We start from the raw sequence: 17,042 nt of genomic DNA on the forward strand, positions 1-17,042 counted from the left end.
CTTTGGTAAAGACTTTGCCATCTACCGGAGAGATATTGTCAAAGTATTCACCTTTGACTGGAGCGACCCATTCGCCGCCAATGAAATTATCGTATTGTGCTTTAAAATGAACTTTTGAATCAGGTTGATTAGGATCGACGTAACGCATATGTATTTCCTTTGCTTATTTTCGTGTGACCAAACTGCTTCTACAGCTTTGGTATAAGGTACTTATGTACGCTATTTGATTAACATAACTGGTATAAGGTTGGAGAAAGGTTGGAGTCAAGCAGGTTTACACTCTTTTCGATCTGTCTTAAAAGAATAAAGATTACAATGGATGTAAATCATGAATTGTTGTGAGAATAAGGAATGATGACAAAACAAGATTTGATGGAAAAAAGGCACAATACTGATCAGCTTCGGCAAAACAGCAGTTTGTCTCCCTTACATGCAGAACAGCTGGGACAGAGTATTGCCAGCTCCTGGCAACGTTCATCCTCGGCTGAAATCCCGAAGAATCGTTTAGCAGCACCGCTGACGGATTTAAAAAAGACCACTTCTTCCTCAACTTTAGCCCAAGCCCTGCAACATTGTGCTCAGGATTTAAAACATATTGCCGAGCAATCTTCTATGGTGCTGGCGGTCGGAGATATCGGCAGCACCATCATTTGGGCAGCTTCTAGCCCACAAATGCAAAGTGCCGCAGAAAGTGTACATTTTATTGAAGGTGGGCAATGGCGCGAAGAGCTAGTCGGAACCAATGCATTGGCATTATCCTTAAAAACTCAACAATCCAGCTGTGTCTTTTCCAGTGAACATTACATGTCCTCCATTCATGATTGGGTTTGTTACGCTGCCCCGATTATTGATCCCTATTCAAAACAGGTCTTAGGTGTCATTGATCTGTCGACTACCTGGCCAAAGCATAACAGTTTAGCACTACTAGCTGCGGAGCGCTGTGCTACGATCATCCAGTCGGCTCTACTAGAATGCCAGAAGCAGCGCCTGTTTATTCGAGCTTTTTCAGTACCTCAAGTGCTGTTTAATGGCAAGATGCTGGTTCTGACTCCTCGACAGATTGAAATTCTGACCATTCTAGCCTTATGTCCGCAGGGTCTGAGTCTAGATACATTGCATCAAGCCTTATATGGCGAGCGCAAGGTCAGTATGGGTACTTTAAAAGCAGAAATGTCACAATTACGCGATTTATTAGGTGGTATGCTGGGTTCCAGACCCTATCGTTTATTGGCGCATGTAGAGGCTGATTTTTTAATGACAGAGCAATCTTTAGATGCTGGGTATATCGATTCAGCCTTGAAATTATGTACCGGCGTATTTCTGGCCAAAACAGAAAGTCCATTTCTATGCGCTTGGAGAGATTGTCTGGAATCACGCCTGAGCGATGCCATTTTCAAGGCTAATGAAACCGATGTCTTGCTGAAACATGTGGCACATTTTCCTGAAGCGATTGATGCTGTAGAACGCCTGATTGAACTGATGCCCAAAAACCATCCCGTTCATCAGACTCTGTTAAAATATAAAAATCTTTAAAGCTGATGTAACTGTCGGTACAAAGCTAAACAGTTAAAATAGGAATATTCTGGAATATTAAGTATTATCCTTGCTTACTGTGAGTTTACTTATTAATTTAGACTGAACCTGATCCTAAAATTTTTATCAGTGGCTACCCAGTTTGCTGTTTGCCTAGATGCTTGATATCAGCTACGCTCACCTTCATGTCATTTGAAGGACGCGCAGTTTATTCCTCAGGGATCAAATATAATCGTAAGATAATACGCTATGAAATTTTATTTATGGCTAGAACGGGCTAAAAAAATAGTGGCATTTTTCTACCATGGGATTAATGTCGATATTAATAATGAAGGGGACTTCATAAAAAAGAAACACCCCCCGCTTTTATCCTCTTATGAAGGCAAAAGGATCAGCCAGGAACAGGAAAATGCATGTCTGCTCTTGGCACACTTCCTCAGGAAGTGAAACAGGGGCTGTTAAAAATGTAAGTCAGATACTTGGAGAGAATACTTACATTGAGGTACTACATCGCCGCTTTAAAAATATCTACCACTTGGGCATGGTTGGCTTTACGTGGATTGGTCAACATGCAGGCATCTTTTTGTGCATTTTCCGCCATGATGGCCAAGTCAGCTTCTTTTACATTCAATTCCGTCAGCCCAGATGGAATACCAATTGAAGCCGAAAGCTGACGAATGGCGCCAATCGCTTCATAAGCTGCTTCAGTTACGGTTAAGCCTTCTGTATTCACCCCCATCAATTGGGCAATTTTGGCATAACGTTCAGGACAAGCAATCAGGTTAAATTCACAAACATGGGGGAGCAGAATTGCATTACAAACACCATGCGGCAAGTTGTAGAAGCCTCCGAGCTGATGTGCCATCGCATGCACATATCCTAAAGAGGCGTTGTTAAAGGCCATTCCGGCAAGATATTGGGCATAGCTCATGGCATCCCGTGCTTCCAGATTATCCCCATTCGCCACTGCCGGGCTAAGCCATTCGCTGATCATGGTAATCGCCTTTTCTGCACAGGCATCAGTGATTGGATTTGCTGCTGTAGACACATAGGCTTCTACTGCATGCGTCAAGGCATCCATACCTGTTGCCGCAGTCAGCCCTGCAGGTTTGGCCAACATAAGTTTAGGGTCATCAATCGCAATGAGTGGTGTACAACGCCAATCTACAATCGCCATTTTCACATGGGTATCGGTATTGGTAATGATACAGAAACGTGTCATCTCCGAAGCTGTCCCTGCCGTAGTATTGATTGCAATCAGTGGTGTCATCGGGACGGTACTTTTATCAATCCCTTCATAATCACGGATATGTCCGCCACCTGCAGTGACTAGGCCAATGCCTTTGGCACAGTCATGTGATGAACCCCCACCTAACGATACAATAAAATCACAGGCATTTTCATTATAAGCTGTAACTCCATGATGCACGTTAATATCAGTTGGATTGGGTTCCGCGCCTGGGAAAATATAACTGTCAACACCCGCCTCTTTCAAATAATTTGCAATATCATCTGCAACACCAAATTTAAACAGCCCCGCATCAGTTACAATCAGCGCTTTCTTGGCACCTAAATTTTGTGCTTTTATCCCGATTTCTTTAGCACAGCCCGGACCAAAAAGTGAAACACAGGGAATATAAAAACCGTTAGTTTGATCTGAAATATTTTTAAAAGCCATGGCGTGATTCCTTCTACCATTCATTGATTATTTTATCGGTGACCCTCACCGTAATATGAGTATTGGATGAAGTTAAAAAGAATCCTACCTACCAAATACCTACCAATTTAAATTTTTGATTCTAGCCAAAATAATGAATCTGAAATATTTAAAAGTAGGTTGGCAAGGTTTAGCAGATACTGAGTAGATTGGTTCAATAGAGGGCATGTAAGTAGCGCACTAGGCTGTTTACTACTTTCTGATTTTAAATAAATACTAAAATGCTTTATTCATTTTTAAGATAAAGATAAACAGTACAGGGCTTAGAAATACCCATAAAGCCACAAAGCTAATACTGGAGCTAAACTGGGTACGTAATAAAAACATCGCGACGAATAAGAAAATACCCGCAGTGAATTTAGTGTGCGTAGGAAAATTAGCTAAAAAAGCGTAACGAGATTTTCGGGTTTTTAGGATCTGCTTTGCACTTACCGCATAAAAGGCAAAGCAGCTTAGCCATAAAAGAACGGTTACTGCGATCCATATCATGTGGAAGACTCCTGCTGCGCAGATTTTAGTTTGGCCTGAATTTTATTGACCGCCTTTTGCTGAATGGGCGTAATTTTCTGGTGTAAAAAGAGGGCAAGCAGTGCCAAGCTCCACAACATCAGATCGATTCGCAGAAATGGCCAGTAAGTTGTAAAAGAATCAATATAATCATGGAAAATGAGATAATAAATATTGATCAGCGGCAGCATAAAAGCAGTAACAATCAGGATTTTAAGCTGAATTTTCCATAAATATTGCTGCGGTGTTAAACATGCCAGAATGAAACTGCCGAGCCAAATACTGAAAAAACTATAAATCTCATAATTTGGTGCACCTACAGGGATGCTGATAAAACGATTCGCATAGAGATAAGCCAGCATGGCAATCGGCAAGCCAAGTATCATGGTGATATTCAAGCGGTTCACCAAATAATGTCCGAGATGAAACCGCGCTGATTTTTTCTGAATCTGGCGTTTCAGATTCCACAGCAGCAGACCGGAGGCAATCATGGCGCAGCCCAATATGCCAGAGAAAAACAATCCTAAACGTAAAGCAGGTTCAGCAAAACGTGCCATATGCAAACCATACATGCCGGCATTGAGTGTGGCAATTGCACTTTCATTGCGTGTATTTTCAAGCAATTTTCCGGTAGCAGCATTTAAAATGAGCTGTGACTGATTTCGGGTAATGGAATGATCTTTGAGCTGTGTTAAGGTTATGTGTGCCAGCTGGGTATTGGGCTGCTTGACCGTGATATTGTCAAATTCCGCATGTCCCCAGTGTTGCTGCGCCGTGCTAATAAAATGTTGAATTGGCAGCATCTCGGTTTTCACCGGAACCACAGAGTTGGCCAATACATTGACTGTGCGAATTTCTTCAAAATACTGAAAGGGATTGTCTGGATAGAGTTTTTTCATGCCGGAAGGCAGTACGATATAAAAGAAAATCGCCAGCCCGGTAAATGTCATGGTCAAAAAGAACGGCAGGGCAATCACTGAACTAACATTATGAAAATCCAGATAAGAGCGCTGTCCTTTAAAGGCTCTTAGGGTAAAAAAGTCTGTCAGGATTTTTTTATGGGTAATGATTCCTGAAATTAGAGTCAGTAACATGATAAAGGCAGCAATCGTCACAATGAGACGACCAATGGTGTAGGGCATACCATAGAGCTGAAAATGAAAATTATAGAAAAAATCTCCCCCTTGGGTGGCCGAGAGGTTTAATTCTTTTCCTGTCGAAGCATCCAGGGTTTTGACTTCATAGCCACCATCCGCTTTTTGCCAGTAGACTTTATTCACAGGTGAATCTTGATTGGCGACTCCGATATACCAGTTTTGGGCGTCCGGTGCATGCTGCTGTAAATAGCTGTAAGCAGATTTTAAGGCAGTTTCCTGATTGACTTGTATTGAGGCAAATTCAGGCTGCATCCATATACTGATTTCATGCCGGTAATAGGTGACCGCGCCTGTTAAAAAGATCGCGAAGAGCAGCCAGCCAAAACTTAAACCTAACCATGAATGTAGCCATGCCATGGATTGACGGACAGATTTATGCATGGTTTAACCTATGAAGCGGGAGATGGTAAATAAGCTAAGGAAAGGAAGCAGGCTATAGACCGAAAGCTTTTTTAAACTCTGGATACAGAAGATGCCAATCACAAAACAGACATAAAAAATCAGGGCAATAACGGCGGCCAAATAGACGGATTCTGCTTTGGGCAGAAAAGCCTGTAGAAAGTAAGCCAGATCGAGTGCGATCAAATAACTGCACAAGTAGCCCATCCCAAAGCTCATGCCTAAGCGATAGAAAATGGCGAGTGGCTGCACTACAACAGACATCATATTTGGCCTTGAATAAATCTATGCTGATGAAAATCTAAAAACTTAATAAACAAAACTTAAAGTCGTTACCAGATACTGTTTTTTATAGGCCTGCTGATTCAATTTTCCGGCCTTGTCTGCTTCTTTGCCAACTTCAATGACATATTGACCTTTCCATGGCGTGGCGATCGTAATCTGGCCTTGGCCGTTGGTGGTGTATTTTTTTAGCCAAAATTGCGGGGAAAAGACTGTGACTTCAACATCCGCAGCAGCTTTACCCTGATACAGTACCGTAAATGTATTGCTGTTGATCTGGGTCGGGACAATATCCAGTTCGGACTCTGCTTTCAAGTTTTGTCTGCCGGATTTGGCATGATAGCTCAGCAATGATTCTCCATAGATCAATTCATGAGTGAGCTGGACATCGGTCTGGCCTTGGGTTGCATAGAGCAAATGATCCTGTTGCATTTGAGGACTAAATGTTTTTTTGGCCTGAACGGCCTTTGCCTGATTGAAAGACTTCAAGGCACCTTGCTGCGTTTCTTTGAGCTGTTCACTATATTCACCAAAGAACGCATGAGTCTGCTGATTTGTGCCACGTTCTAGCCAAAGCATATGCGCCTGAGCTGAAAGTGTCATAGACAGTCCGAGAGTCAGAGCGATCATTTTTTTCATTTGTTTTACCTGTTTTTGTGTATGTAGTGATGATTTAGCCCTGAACATGTCGTCAAGGCTAAGTTTGAAAATCAGTATTTAAATTTCACAGCAACGCTGTAATTTGCTGGTGCACCATAAAAACCTTGCTGATTCGGGAAATTGAACAGATATTTTTCATTGGTCAGGTTATTACCATTGGCTTGCAAGGTCATATGCTCATTCAGCTCATAGCTGGCCATTAAGTTCACGAGCGCATAAGCATCCTGCTCAATGATTCCAGCTTTCTGAGTAATCACTCCATTGGCGGTTGCTTCAGGCACATCTAGATAGGTCTGATCTTGCCACTGCACACCAAGGCCCAGTTTCAGTTTTGGAAGTTGCGGCACCTGATAGGTAGTTAAAAGATTAAAAGACTGGGTTGGATTGAAGGTACGCGCATCACCGCCATTGATCAGATCTTTCAGGCTAAACTGGGTATAACCAAAGCTTAAGTTTAAATGGTCGCTCAGTTGTCCCGCCAAGCCGAACTCGTAGCCTTGGGAACGCAAGTCACTAACCTGAGTTGTGCGTAAAGTCGGAATACCATCAGAATCACGAAGCGGATAATTACTTTGCTCCGTTCTAAACACGGCCATGGTGGCGGTAAGCTTGTCATCTAGCCAAGAACCTTTTACTCCGACTTCATAGCTTTCACCTTCGATCGGCTTGTTAATGCTGCCATCATCTGCTTTGGTGGTTTGCGGACGGAAAATCGAGGTATAACTCAGGTAACCTGTATATTCAGGGCTAAAGTTATAGGTCAAACCGGCATAGGGTAAAACTTTATCTTCATCATAAATGGTGTCGGTCCCATAACTGCCACCACTGCTTTCAGCCTGAACATAGTTCGCACCTAAAAGCAGTTTCAGATCATCATTCAGATGCAGTCGGGTCGCAGCATAAAGGCTCTGGTTCTTCTGCCGGATATGCATTTCCCCACTGGTTTTCGATAGATCCCAGCTCGGTTCTTCTGGGCTAAAACTGGCTAAATCTGTGGTAAGTGGCTGAGCAAAATTACCTCCGTAACCCAATTCATCCAGACGATTTTTAGCCCAAACATAGCCCAATGAGGCTTCATGGCGTTGTCCCCAAAGCGGATAGGTGCCGCTAAAACTCAGGCTGGCTTGTTGTTCTTTATTGTCATCAATATACATGCCTGGGTAGAGGAAGATGCCTGAAGTGCCATTTGCGTCAGGTTTGCCGGACAGAAACAAGAGCTTTGAATCGCGTTGAGTGCGTTTTTCATCATAGGTCAGTTTGGCTGTCCAGTCCCCACCCAGTTTTTGTTCCAGCTCAGCAAAGTAACTTTTAATATTGCTATCCCAATAGGTCCAGCTTGGGCTGTAATTATAATTCCGTGAGTAACTGAGCTGCTCGCCTTCAGTATTGATCAGTGGATTAGAACCCCAATTGACACCATTCGGCTTGTGATTGGTTTCGGTATAGCCAGCAGTCAATAGAGTTGTGTCAGTAATATCTGCCTCCACAACAGCACCTATGCCGTTTTTTTCCAGTTCATAACGATCCAGATAACTGTCGCCTGTTTGTTGATAGCCAAATACACGACCTCTGACTTTTCCATCCTGGGTGAGAGGAGAGGATACATCTACTTCATAGCGCTGCGTATTCCATGAACCGTAACTGGCATTCAAGGCTGCCTGAAGTTCCTGAGTAGGGCGTTTGCGAATCATGTTAATGGTTGCACCAGGATCGCCAATTCCATTATTTAAGGCATTCGCGCCTTTGACCACTTCTACACGGTCAAACAAAAAACTGTCTGGATTATCATTATTATAATTATAGCCTTCGAGTGGAATACCAATGCCATCGACTAAAACATTTGAAATCTCGAAACCTCGGGCAAGGTAGGAGGTCCGTTCCGTTTCCTGATTGCTGACGATAATGCCAGGGGTATTGCGCAGTACGTCCCGGGTATTATCCAAGGCAAAGTCATCCAGTTGCTGGCGGGTAAGGACATTGACTGTTTGCGGCGTTTCCTTAAGTGGAATATTCAGTTTTGAGGCGGTTGACGAGTTTTGGATGATATAGGCTTTACTCTGTTCAGAGCTGAGCTCACTCTGTTCTGATTCCGCTGTAACGGTAATCGTCGGTAATTGCTGAGTATCATCGGCAAAACTTTGTTGTGTAACCAAAATCGAAAAACTGAGTAAAGATAGTTTAAATGATGAAGGAACGGTAGAAGACATTTTAGTTAATTTAAATGATAATAATTATCACTAATGTTATTGTTTAATATCTCTTAAAGCAATCTCAATATAATAGGAAATCCAAATGAAAAATGAGTTAATGATAGGTAAATCTACAAATAAAAGTTTAATGTAAGGAATAGGGAACAATAAAATATCACTGTTAAAAAAAGATGTTATTACCTTACTTTTGTGCTCCTGAACCAATTTGTTTATATACTGCACTATAAATTTTCAAATCCTCAATCTGGAGTGACTTTGTTGCATAAAGGCTTCAGAGATAGATCTTTTCTAAGTTACTCGAATTCAAGTGACAACTTGGGTATGAGGTCGACCTAATTCCGTTAATTTATCGCCTAATAATTTAATGCAATACATTTTGGTTTTGACCAAACTTCGCCGATGATAGCCTGACCATTTCTTCCATAGTGTCCTGCCTAAACATTTAACGGTTCGAAGTAATTCATTTCGCTCTTGCGAATGAACTTTTGTAGTTTTCTAAGGCTTTGCATTTTTTCTGGAGGGAACTACCGTATATGCTTACCGGTCTGCAATGACTTGACGGCATTGCTTGGTGTTATAAGCCTCGTCTGTATAAACTGAATCAATCTGTTCATCCAACGGAATTTGATCAAGTAACTCCCCAAGGATTCGTGAATCACTCACATTATTCGTTGTGAGCTGAACTGCTCGTATTTGAAGAGTTTTAGCATCTATAGTGGGTATTGGTATGTTGAATGTAGTTCGGAAATTCTGTAATCGAGCCATGGCTTTGTAATAGGGTGGCCAGTGACATCACATATTTGTAGGCATTCAAGGCAGTTTCAGCTCGTAGTCCGCTCAGCATATTTTGTGCATCGATGACCTGTGTGGCGGTGCCCATATCTTCTTTAAAAGACAATTCTTGGATGCGTAAATTTTCCTGTGCGGCTTTCAAGTTTTGTGCCAGAAGTGCATCACTTTGCTGTGCACTTAGTGCTTCGCTATAAGATTTATAAATCAGATTTTCAATTTCTTGCTGGGTGCGTGCAGTGAGTAATTCTGTAGCAGAGCGTTTGAGTTCGGCAGCCTGAATATTCTTGTTTTTATCGATCCCGGAAAACAGGTTATAGCGTGCGGCAACTCCGACAATCCAGTTTTCATTTTGATCCAGACTATATTCGCCAAAAGCAAAAACATTCGGTTTTTTTGCCGCTTGCTGGGCTTTCACATTGGCTTGAGCCAATTGGGTATGCATGAATTAGCTCTACATGCTTTACATGTGGCACTGATGAAAGGCCAAGGTACACAATATTTATGGATTGATTCAACAACTCTGCCAATTTGTAAAAATCAACGTATTTAGCGTCATAAATCATTAATCCAAATTGCATCACATGGTAGAAGCTCAATGGGCTGGTTTTATGGCTGTAAATTACGTATTGCGATGAATCAATTTGGTGAAATTGCCTGTTCTGCCTTATCGAATGGACATGTTGCTAATATAAAAATGGTTGAGCAATTGGTTGCTGGTATAGAAGCAAAACTTTACGGGGATCGAGGTTACATCAGCCAAGAATTAAAAATTAGATTGAAAGATCAAGGTATTGATTTAATTACTTATCATCGGAAGAATATGCAGGCTATTCAACTCTGTGCATCAGATAAATATCACTTAAGACAACGCAATAAAATAGAAATATTATTCGGCTTATTGAAGGGGCAATACAATTTAGTGACGAGTAAAGCACGTAGTCTTCATGGATTTCTGCGTGGAATTTACGCCTCACTATGTGCATATAAATTAACCCATCGAAATAAGCCAACAATTCAAATTAAGGAATCATCGGCTTAAGCAGGATTCGGGTTAAATAAGCTTTCAAAAATAGCTTGATACACTAAAGCTATTTTAAGCAGGCAATGAATATGAAAGAAAACGTTAAAGAAAAATAAAAAAAACAGCGTATGATTTACTCAATGGAATTTTAGATGATGCAGACAAGATGATCCGTAATGATTGGTCACGTGCCGAAATACAAGAAATTTATGACTTGCCTTTAATGGATTTACTGTTTCAGGCACAGCAAATTCATCGCCAAAACTTTGAACCGAATACTGTTCAGGTTAGTACTCTACTTTCAATTAAAACGGGCCGTTGTCCGGAAGATTGTAAATACTGTTCGCAATCTGCACATTATGATACTGATCTGGAAATTGAAAAACGCGTAGAAGTACAAAAGGCGATTGCTGAAGCCAAACAGGCCAAAGCTTCCGGTTCGACCCGTTTTTGCATGGGCGCAGCATGGCGTAACCCGCATGAACGCGATATGCCGTATGTGCTGGAATTGGTGCAGGAAGTCAAGAAACTGGGCATGGAAACCTGTATGACTCTAGGAATGCTGAATGCCTCACAAGCGGAACGTCTGAAAGATGCAGGGCTAGATTATTACAACCACAACCTTGATACCTCACGTGAATATTATGCCAATGTCATCAGTACACGTAGCTTTGATGACCGCTTAAATACGCTTGATCATGTACGTGATGCCGGAATTAATGTCTGTAGTGGCGGTATTGTCGGCTTGGGCGAAGGCGTACAAGACCGAGTCGGTTTGTTATTTGAACTAGCGACTATGCCGATTCACCCGGGTTCGGTGCCCATAAATATGTTGGTTCCTATTGAAGGCACACCACTGGCCGATGTTGAAAAACTGGATGTGATTGACTGGATTCGTACTATTGCGGTAGCACGGATTATTATGCCGAAGAGTTATATCCGCTTGTCGGCAGGTCGTGAATCTCTCTCTGACTCTGATCAGGCACTGGCATTTATGGCTGGAGCTAACTCATTATTTTCAGGTGATAAATTGCTTACTGCCCCGAACAGTGGTGAAGGTAAAGACAAAGCCTTGTTTGCTAAATTAGGCTTAAAAGCTGAAGCTGCCAAGAAAACAGCTAAAGAATTGGCTGTAGATGCGATGCAACCTGCTTAATTAATCGTGTAACAAACAGGGATCATTTCAACTTGAATTGGTCCCTTTTTTATTGGAACAGACAAAATGAAGATACTGATGATTACGGGTTGGGGGCTAGGAACAGCGGTCTTAACCCCGTTTGTAGAACAGTTGCGGCAGCAGCATCAAGTTAAAGTATGGGATATTTTCGATCCTAACGTAGAAAGTCTTTTGGCCGAAAAAGTCAGGCAGGCGAGTTCGTTTGATGTCTTGATGGGGTGGTCTTTGGGTGGACAGTTGGCACTTTTGCTGGCTAATGAAATCCAGCAACAATTGAAAATTGCCAAGCCAGTGATTTGCTGTATGTCAAATCCCTGTTTCGTGGCCAACGAAGCATGGCCACATGCAATGCCAGTTGAACAATATACACAATTTAAATCCTCCATACTGGCTGATCCAAAACGCGGGATGCAGCGCTTCTGTACCTTGGTCACTTTAGCTGGCGCAGCAGCGCGTGAACGTGCAAAATTATTGCACCAACAGTTAAATAGTATTGATTTAAACTATCAGGTTAAGCATCTTTATCTATTGCAGCAATTAAATCTAGTGGATATCTTAAAAAATCATTCAGTCAAGATGCTATTTATATTTTCCGAGAATGATATGTTGGTTCCTTACAAAGTTAGTCAAGAATCTGTGTTTTTAACAACCCAAAATCTGAATTTGGTAAAAATACAGGGCACGCACGATGCCATCCTTTTTGATGCCAAGTTACTCGTTGAGCCAATTTTAAAATTTTTAGCCGATCTGGCTTAAGCAAAAAGAGATTGGTAGCTCTTGACGTTTCATTTTCAGATTTAACGCGCTAAGATCAGTTTTAGTTTTAATAATTGGGGTAAATTCTGTGCAGGACGCTTTTGATCAACAGCATATTTGGCATCCTTATACCTCCATGACACAACCCTTGCCATGTTACAAAGTTAAAGCTGCACATGGTGCAGTCATTGAACTTGAAGATGGTACCGAGCTGATTGATGGCATGTCGTCCTGGTGGTGCACAATTCACGGTTATAATCATTCTGAACTCAATCAGGCCGTAACAAAACAATTAGAGTCGATGTCACATATCATGTTTGGTGGTTTGACTCATCAGCCTGCGATTGATGTGTCTAAACTGCTACTTGAGATCACGGCGCCTGAACTGGATAAAATTTTCTTTGCCGATTCCGGCTCGGTCGCGGTTGAGGTGGCGTTGAAAATGGCTGTGCAATATTGGAATGCACGTCAGCAACCACAAAAAACTAACTTTGTTACCACACGGTCTGGCTATCATGGCGACACCTGGAATGCCATGTCGGTTTGTGATCCTGTAACTGGTATGCATCAAATTTTTGGTTCGAGTTTGCCGAACCGTTTATTTGTTCCGGCACCTCAAAGCCGTTTTGATGGGGCATGGCAACCCGAAGATATACAGCCACTTGAGCACCTGCTGGTACAGCAGCATCAACAGATTGCTGCCATGATCATTGAGCCGATTGTGCAAGGTGCAGGCGGGATGCGTTTCTATCATCCAGAATATTTAAAGCAAGCTAAGTTGTTGTGTGAAAAGTACGATGTACTGCTGATTTTAGATGAAATTGCCACCGGTTTTGGCCGCACTGGAAAACTATTTGCTTATGAACACGCTCAGGTCACACCAGACATTATGTGTATCGGTAAGGCATTGACTGGTGGTTATATGACCCTGTCAGCGACCTTAACCACTCGCCATGTAGCAGAGACGATTTCAAGTGGTGAAGCGGGTGTGTTCATGCATGGCCCAACTTTTATGGCTAATCCGTTGGCCTGTGCGGTCGCATTAAAAAGTACTCAGCTGTTACTGGCTCAAGACTGGCAGACGCGTATTCAACAGATTGAAAGGACACTAGAACAATATTTACTGGATTTAAAATCCTTGGCACAAGTCAAAGATGTGCGTGTCCTCGGCGCAATTGGCGTGGTTGAGCTACATCAAACTATTGATTTGGCGCGTTTTCAGGCTGAATGTGTATGCCGTGGCGTCTGGATTCGTCCTTTTGGCCGTCTGGTCTATGTCATGCCGCCATATGTAATTTCAACACAGCAACTTGAAACTTTATTAAAGCATATGCGGGAGATGATTCAGCAGATAGAGGCAGTAGCATGAACCATCTTGAGCATTTCCAGCAGCAGCTAGATGACTTGAAACAGCAAGGGCAATATCGCCAGTTTAAGTCCAATATTTCTAGCCAGCCACGATTGCAACTCAATGGCCAAGAGATGCTGAATCTGGCATCCAATGACTATTTAGGTCTGGCATCCAACTTAACGCTACGTGAAGAATTTTTTGACCTCACGCCGATGTCTGAGCGATATATGAGTTCAAGCTCTTCACGTTTACTGACAGGAAACTTTCCCAATTTTGAACAACTTGAAGCACAGATGTCACAGGCTTTTGGACGTTCAGTACTGCTGTTTAATAGTGGTTATCACATGAATATCGGGATTCTTCCTGCGCTCAGTAATGCTAAAACCATGATCATTGCTGACAAACTGGTACATGCCAGTATTATCGACGGGATTCGTTTATCTAAAGCTGGCTATGTGCGTTACCGCCATAATGACCTGCAGCATTTGACTCAGTTTTTAGAAAAATATCAGTCAGATGAATCTATCCAGCGCATCATTGTGGTAACTGAATCAATTTTCAGTATGGATGGGGATGAAACAGATTTAGCTGCTTTGGTGGCATTAAAACAGCAGTTTGCAAAAGTCATGCTCTATGTCGATGAGGCACATGCAATTGGTGTGCGCGGTGAACGTGGATTGGGCTGCGCAGAACAGTATCAAGTATTGGATCAAATTGATTTCCTAGTCGGTACCTTTGGCAAGGCTTTGGCTTCAGTTGGTGGTTATCTGGTCTGTGCGCCAGTGATTCGTGACTATCTGATCAATAGCATGCGACCTTTAATTTTTAGTACCGCCCAGCCGCCACTATGTATGGCCTGGACTAGATTTATTTTTCAGAAGGTACAGCAGCTTCAGGCGGGACGAGTACATTTGGCAGCATTGGCTGTACGCTGTCAGCAGGGCATTCAAGACTTGGGATATCACTGTCCGTCAACCTCGCAAATTGTGCCGGTACTGATTGGTGAGGCAAAACGCACCATTCAGGCGGCTGAAATTATGCAACAGCAGGGATTTTATGTGCTACCAGTACGTCCGCCAACGGTTCCTGCCAACACCTCCAGACTCAGAATCTGCCTGAATCAGAACATTTCTGCGGATGAGCTGGACGCATGTCTGCAGGTGCTGAGGAATTTGCCGCGATGAACAGCAAACAGATTGCCCAGCGTTTTGCTCAGGCAAATCTCAGTTATGAGCAGCATGCGCTGGTACAAAGTGCCGTAGCGGCAGAGTTGATGCAGTTCATGCAGCAGCATGTAGCACAACCACATTTGCAACGGGTATTGGAAATTGGCTGCGGTTCAGGATTGTTTACCCGGCTTTTTATGCAGTATTACAGCTTTGATCATTTATTTTTAAATGACCTATATGCCGAAGTGAAGCAGCATTTCCCGGAAGATGATCGGCTTTTGTGGGGGATTGGTAATATTGAAACCTTGCCACTGCCGCAGTCTCTGGACATGGTGCTGTCGTGTTCTGCATTGCAATGGATCTCGGATTTAAAAGCATTGTTGCTCAACATTGCGCAGGCCTTAAATCCCTCTGGGCATCTGTGTTTTGCCAGTTATACGGACAATAATTTAAAGGAAATTAAGGCACTGACCGGACAGGGCTTGGATTATCTGCCTTTAGCGGAGGTCTGTGAACTGCTTGAATCCTTAGGCTTTGACATTCTGCTGCAGACAGAAGAACAGATGACCTTGCATTTTGAGCATCCGAAACAGGTGTTACAGCATATCAAAGCCACTGGTGTACAGGCGACGGCACAGGGGTTTCGGTGGACAAAATCGTCCTTACAGGATTTTTATACCGGCTATCAACAATTCCAAGACCCTGAAAGCAAACAGTATGCACTGACCTATCATCCGGTTTATGTCATTGCACGGAAGACAGCATGAGCGCACAGATTTATTTTGTCAGCGGCATTGATACCGCAATTGGTAAAACCTTTACTACTGGTTTTCTGGCCAAAAATTGGAATGAGCAGGGCATTCGTACCATAACCCAAAAGCTGATCCAGACCGGAAATGTCGATATATCAGAAGATATCGAACAGCATCGTGCAATTATGGGTTGTGGACTGTTACCGGAAGACCAGCAAAAACTGACCATGCCGGAAATTTTTACGTATCCGGCTTCACCGCATCTTGCTGCGCGTCTAGATGGGCGAGCCATTAATTTTGAACAGATTCAGCAGGCCACCGAACAGCTGGCTGCGGGCTATGACTGTATTTTGCTGGAAGGTGCAGGTGGTCTAATGGTGCCCTTAACCGAAGAGTTCCTAACTATTGATTATATTCAGACACATAATTATCCGGTGATTCTGGTCACTTCAGGGCGTTTGGGTAGTATTAATCATACCTTGCTGAGTCTTGAGTTGTTAAAACTCCGCGGGGTTCAATTATATGCCATTGCTTTTAATCATGCAGATAACTCCAAAGATCCCTTGATCGCTGAAGATACCATTGCTTATTTAAAACAGTATTTGCAGCGTGATTTTGCTGATACGACATGGGTTGATATTCCAGCTTTAAATTTAGCCCTGTCTTCTCATAAGTAAGTGATCCGCTTGCAGCGAGGCTGATGTGAATGCTTAAATATTGAGGTTGCGCCACTGTAAATTGAATCTGATAGCCATATTTGTTTAACACCATTTTCATCAAATATAAGTCTAGCCCATGCCCATTTTGCTAGGGAGATTTATGCCAGAAACGCTGTCCCAAGTATGCATATCTTCAACCTTTGATTATCATTATGAATGATCAGCACACATGCAGCATAGCAATTGAAATGGTGTTTGCCTGTGCCTGCAATAGAGCATTGTTAAGTAGGTTTTTAAAGACGGTATCTAGTTCAAAATCGGGTAGGGCAATTCGGGTCAGGCTCGGTCAGTCAATTGTTAAACTGGGTTCAATTTCCGGATAAAGCGACTGTAAATCGGCAATCACCTGAGTCAGGAGCCGTGCAATTTCAATACTGTACTACATATCACTCAGTACTTGATCGGTAGAGGAAAGTGCTAGAAGCTGTTCCAGTAGCTGGGTACATCGGCGGATACCAAGGTGTACCTGCTGCAAGCTCTGTTGCAATTTGGGCGAGCTTGCCTGTTGTTCTGCCATCAGTTGTGCAAGCTGAATATGAGTTTTGATCGCGGTTAAAGGACTACGCAATTCATGGGCGGCGTATGAACTAAATACTTTTTCATTTTCCGGATTTTGATGCAGTTTATGTATTAAGTGCTTAGAGTTTTGGGCAAAGGACTGTACCTTGGAAGGCATTACTTTGGCATCTAAGGTTTTTAAATAGTGAGTAGCATCATTCACTGATAAATTTGGCTGACTTAAAAGGTTGAAACTTCATCTAAGGCTTTAAGCTCTCGACGAATAATCAAAACGATTAAGTCTATACATAGCAATAAAGACAAAATTATTGGTATTAATAC

The 17,042-nt window shown here is 42.5% G+C and carries 14 protein-coding genes and 4 pseudogenes; 8 read left to right on the top strand and 10 right to left on the bottom strand.

Annotated features, from left to right (window positions below):
- Positions 1-148: pseudogene (locus ACP7BU_RS14095) on the bottom strand (aldehyde dehydrogenase); the annotation flags it as partial.
- A 203-nt stretch (positions 149-351) separates the two neighbouring features.
- On the opposite strand from ACP7BU_RS14095, the gene ACP7BU_RS14100 reads away from it, so the two are divergent.
- Positions 352-1,533 carry a helix-turn-helix domain-containing protein gene (locus ACP7BU_RS14100; protein WP_004647792.1) on the top strand — a complete coding sequence of 394 codons (1,182 nt, stop codon included), beginning with the start codon at positions 352-354 and terminating at the stop codon, positions 1,531-1,533.
- 505 nt (positions 1,534-2,038) lie between these two features.
- On the opposite strand, the gene mdh is transcribed toward ACP7BU_RS14100, so the two are convergent.
- The 8 genes and pseudogenes from mdh to ACP7BU_RS14140 form a co-directional block, all read right to left on the bottom strand.
- Positions 2,039-3,211 (bottom strand): iron-dependent methanol dehydrogenase, encoded by a 1,173-nt coding sequence (gene mdh / locus ACP7BU_RS14105; RefSeq protein ID WP_425880148.1) that lies wholly within the window; start codon positions 3,209-3,211, stop codon positions 2,039-2,041.
- Positions 3,212-3,466: 255 nt separating this feature from the next.
- Positions 3,467-3,739, bottom strand: coding sequence for a hypothetical protein (locus ACP7BU_RS14110; RefSeq protein WP_005105930.1), 273 nt, complete (start codon positions 3,737-3,739; stop codon positions 3,467-3,469).
- Positions 3,736-5,295 carry a PepSY-associated TM helix domain-containing protein gene (locus ACP7BU_RS14115; RefSeq protein WP_425880149.1) on the bottom strand — a complete coding sequence of 520 codons (1,560 nt, stop codon included), beginning with the start codon at positions 5,293-5,295 and terminating at the stop codon, positions 3,736-3,738. The genes ACP7BU_RS14110 and ACP7BU_RS14115 overlap by 4 nt, the downstream gene beginning before the upstream one ends.
- 3 nt (positions 5,296-5,298) lie before the next feature.
- Positions 5,299-5,580, bottom strand: a complete 282-nt coding sequence (locus tag ACP7BU_RS14120; RefSeq protein ID WP_004647796.1) for a hypothetical protein — start codon at positions 5,578-5,580, stop codon at positions 5,299-5,301.
- 42 nt (positions 5,581-5,622) lie between these two features.
- A complete protein-coding gene (locus tag ACP7BU_RS14125) occupies positions 5,623-6,234 on the bottom strand; it encodes a DUF4198 domain-containing protein (RefSeq protein ID WP_004647798.1) in 612 nt (203 codons plus the stop codon).
- Between the two features lie 71 nt (positions 6,235-6,305).
- Entirely contained in the window at positions 6,306-8,462 is a 2,157-nt protein-coding gene (locus tag ACP7BU_RS14130) for a TonB-dependent siderophore receptor (protein WP_425880150.1), read from the bottom strand.
- A 306-nt stretch (positions 8,463-8,768) separates the two neighbouring features.
- Positions 8,769-9,179, bottom strand: a pseudogene (locus ACP7BU_RS14135) (transposase); the annotation flags it as partial.
- Positions 9,169-9,699, bottom strand: a pseudogene (locus ACP7BU_RS14140) (TolC family protein); the annotation flags it as partial. The pseudogenes ACP7BU_RS14135 and ACP7BU_RS14140, both read right to left, overlap by 11 nt.
- On the opposite strand from ACP7BU_RS14140, the pseudogene ACP7BU_RS14145 reads away from it, so the two are divergent.
- The 7 genes and pseudogenes from ACP7BU_RS14145 to bioD all read left to right on the top strand — a co-directional run.
- Positions 9,688-10,296, top strand: a pseudogene (locus tag ACP7BU_RS14145) (IS982 family transposase); the annotation flags it as partial. The pseudogenes ACP7BU_RS14140 and ACP7BU_RS14145 sit on opposite strands and share 12 nt — an antisense overlap.
- A 148-nt stretch (positions 10,297-10,444) precedes the next feature.
- A complete protein-coding gene (gene bioB, locus ACP7BU_RS14150) occupies positions 10,445-11,434 on the top strand; it encodes a biotin synthase BioB (protein ID WP_005093784.1) in 990 nt (329 codons plus the stop codon).
- Between the two features lie 66 nt (positions 11,435-11,500).
- Positions 11,501-12,211, top strand: a complete 711-nt coding sequence (locus tag ACP7BU_RS14155; RefSeq protein WP_005105917.1) for a hypothetical protein — start codon at positions 11,501-11,503, stop codon at positions 12,209-12,211.
- An 88-nt stretch (positions 12,212-12,299) separates the two neighbouring features.
- Positions 12,300-13,580 (top strand): adenosylmethionine--8-amino-7-oxononanoate transaminase, encoded by a 1,281-nt coding sequence (bioA, locus tag ACP7BU_RS14160; RefSeq protein WP_005105916.1) that lies wholly within the window; start codon positions 12,300-12,302, stop codon positions 13,578-13,580.
- Positions 13,577-14,746, top strand: coding sequence for an 8-amino-7-oxononanoate synthase (locus ACP7BU_RS14165; RefSeq protein ID WP_100535634.1), 1,170 nt, complete (start codon positions 13,577-13,579; stop codon positions 14,744-14,746). Before bioA ends, ACP7BU_RS14165 begins: the two co-directional genes overlap by 4 nt.
- On the top strand, positions 14,713-15,498 hold the full coding sequence (bioC, locus tag ACP7BU_RS14170; protein ID WP_425880151.1) for a malonyl-ACP O-methyltransferase BioC: 786 nt from the start codon (positions 14,713-14,715) through the stop codon (positions 15,496-15,498). The genes ACP7BU_RS14165 and bioC overlap by 34 nt, the downstream gene beginning before the upstream one ends.
- Positions 15,495-16,160 (top strand): dethiobiotin synthase, encoded by a 666-nt coding sequence (gene bioD, locus ACP7BU_RS14175; protein ID WP_425880152.1) that lies wholly within the window; start codon positions 15,495-15,497, stop codon positions 16,158-16,160. Before bioC ends, bioD begins: the two co-directional genes overlap by 4 nt.
- Positions 16,161-16,581: 421 nt before the next feature.
- Here the strand turns inward: bioD and ACP7BU_RS14180 are convergent, their stop codons facing one another.
- A complete protein-coding gene (locus ACP7BU_RS14180) occupies positions 16,582-16,923 on the bottom strand; it encodes a histidine kinase dimerization/phospho-acceptor domain-containing protein (RefSeq protein WP_086044954.1) in 342 nt (113 codons plus the stop codon).
- Positions 16,924-17,042: the final 119 nt, after the last annotated feature.

This window comes from Acinetobacter sp. 40AMC3-4 (assembly GCF_049898185.1).
GTDB lineage: Bacteria > Pseudomonadota > Gammaproteobacteria > Pseudomonadales > Moraxellaceae > Acinetobacter.

Bases quoted from the DNA above. Each gene is read 5' to 3' on its own strand.
- ACP7BU_RS14100 (WP_004647792.1), top strand. From the start codon at position 352: ATGATGACAAAACAAGATTTGATGGAAAAAAGGCACAATACTGATCAG.
- mdh (WP_425880148.1), bottom strand. From the start codon at position 3,211: ATGGCTTTTAAAAATATTTCAGATCAAACTAACGGTTTTTATATTCCC.
- ACP7BU_RS14110 (WP_005105930.1), bottom strand. From the start codon at position 3,739: ATGATATGGATCGCAGTAACCGTTCTTTTATGGCTAAGCTGCTTTGCC.
- ACP7BU_RS14115 (WP_425880149.1), bottom strand. From the start codon at position 5,295: ATGCATAAATCTGTCCGTCAATCCATGGCATGGCTACATTCATGGTTA.
- ACP7BU_RS14120 (WP_004647796.1), bottom strand. From the start codon at position 5,580: ATGATGTCTGTTGTAGTGCAGCCACTCGCCATTTTCTATCGCTTAGGC.
- ACP7BU_RS14125 (WP_004647798.1), bottom strand. From the start codon at position 6,234: ATGAAAAAAATGATCGCTCTGACTCTCGGACTGTCTATGACACTTTCA.
- ACP7BU_RS14130 (WP_425880150.1), bottom strand. From the start codon at position 8,462: ATGTCTTCTACCGTTCCTTCATCATTTAAACTATCTTTACTCAGTTTT.
- bioB (WP_005093784.1), top strand. From the start codon at position 10,445: ATGATCCGTAATGATTGGTCACGTGCCGAAATACAAGAAATTTATGAC.
- ACP7BU_RS14155 (WP_005105917.1), top strand. From the start codon at position 11,501: ATGAAGATACTGATGATTACGGGTTGGGGGCTAGGAACAGCGGTCTTA.
- ACP7BU_RS14165 (WP_100535634.1), top strand. From the start codon at position 13,577: ATGAACCATCTTGAGCATTTCCAGCAGCAGCTAGATGACTTGAAACAG.
- bioC (WP_425880151.1), top strand. From the start codon at position 14,713: ATGTCTGCAGGTGCTGAGGAATTTGCCGCGATGAACAGCAAACAGATT.
- bioD (WP_425880152.1), top strand. From the start codon at position 15,495: ATGAGCGCACAGATTTATTTTGTCAGCGGCATTGATACCGCAATTGGT.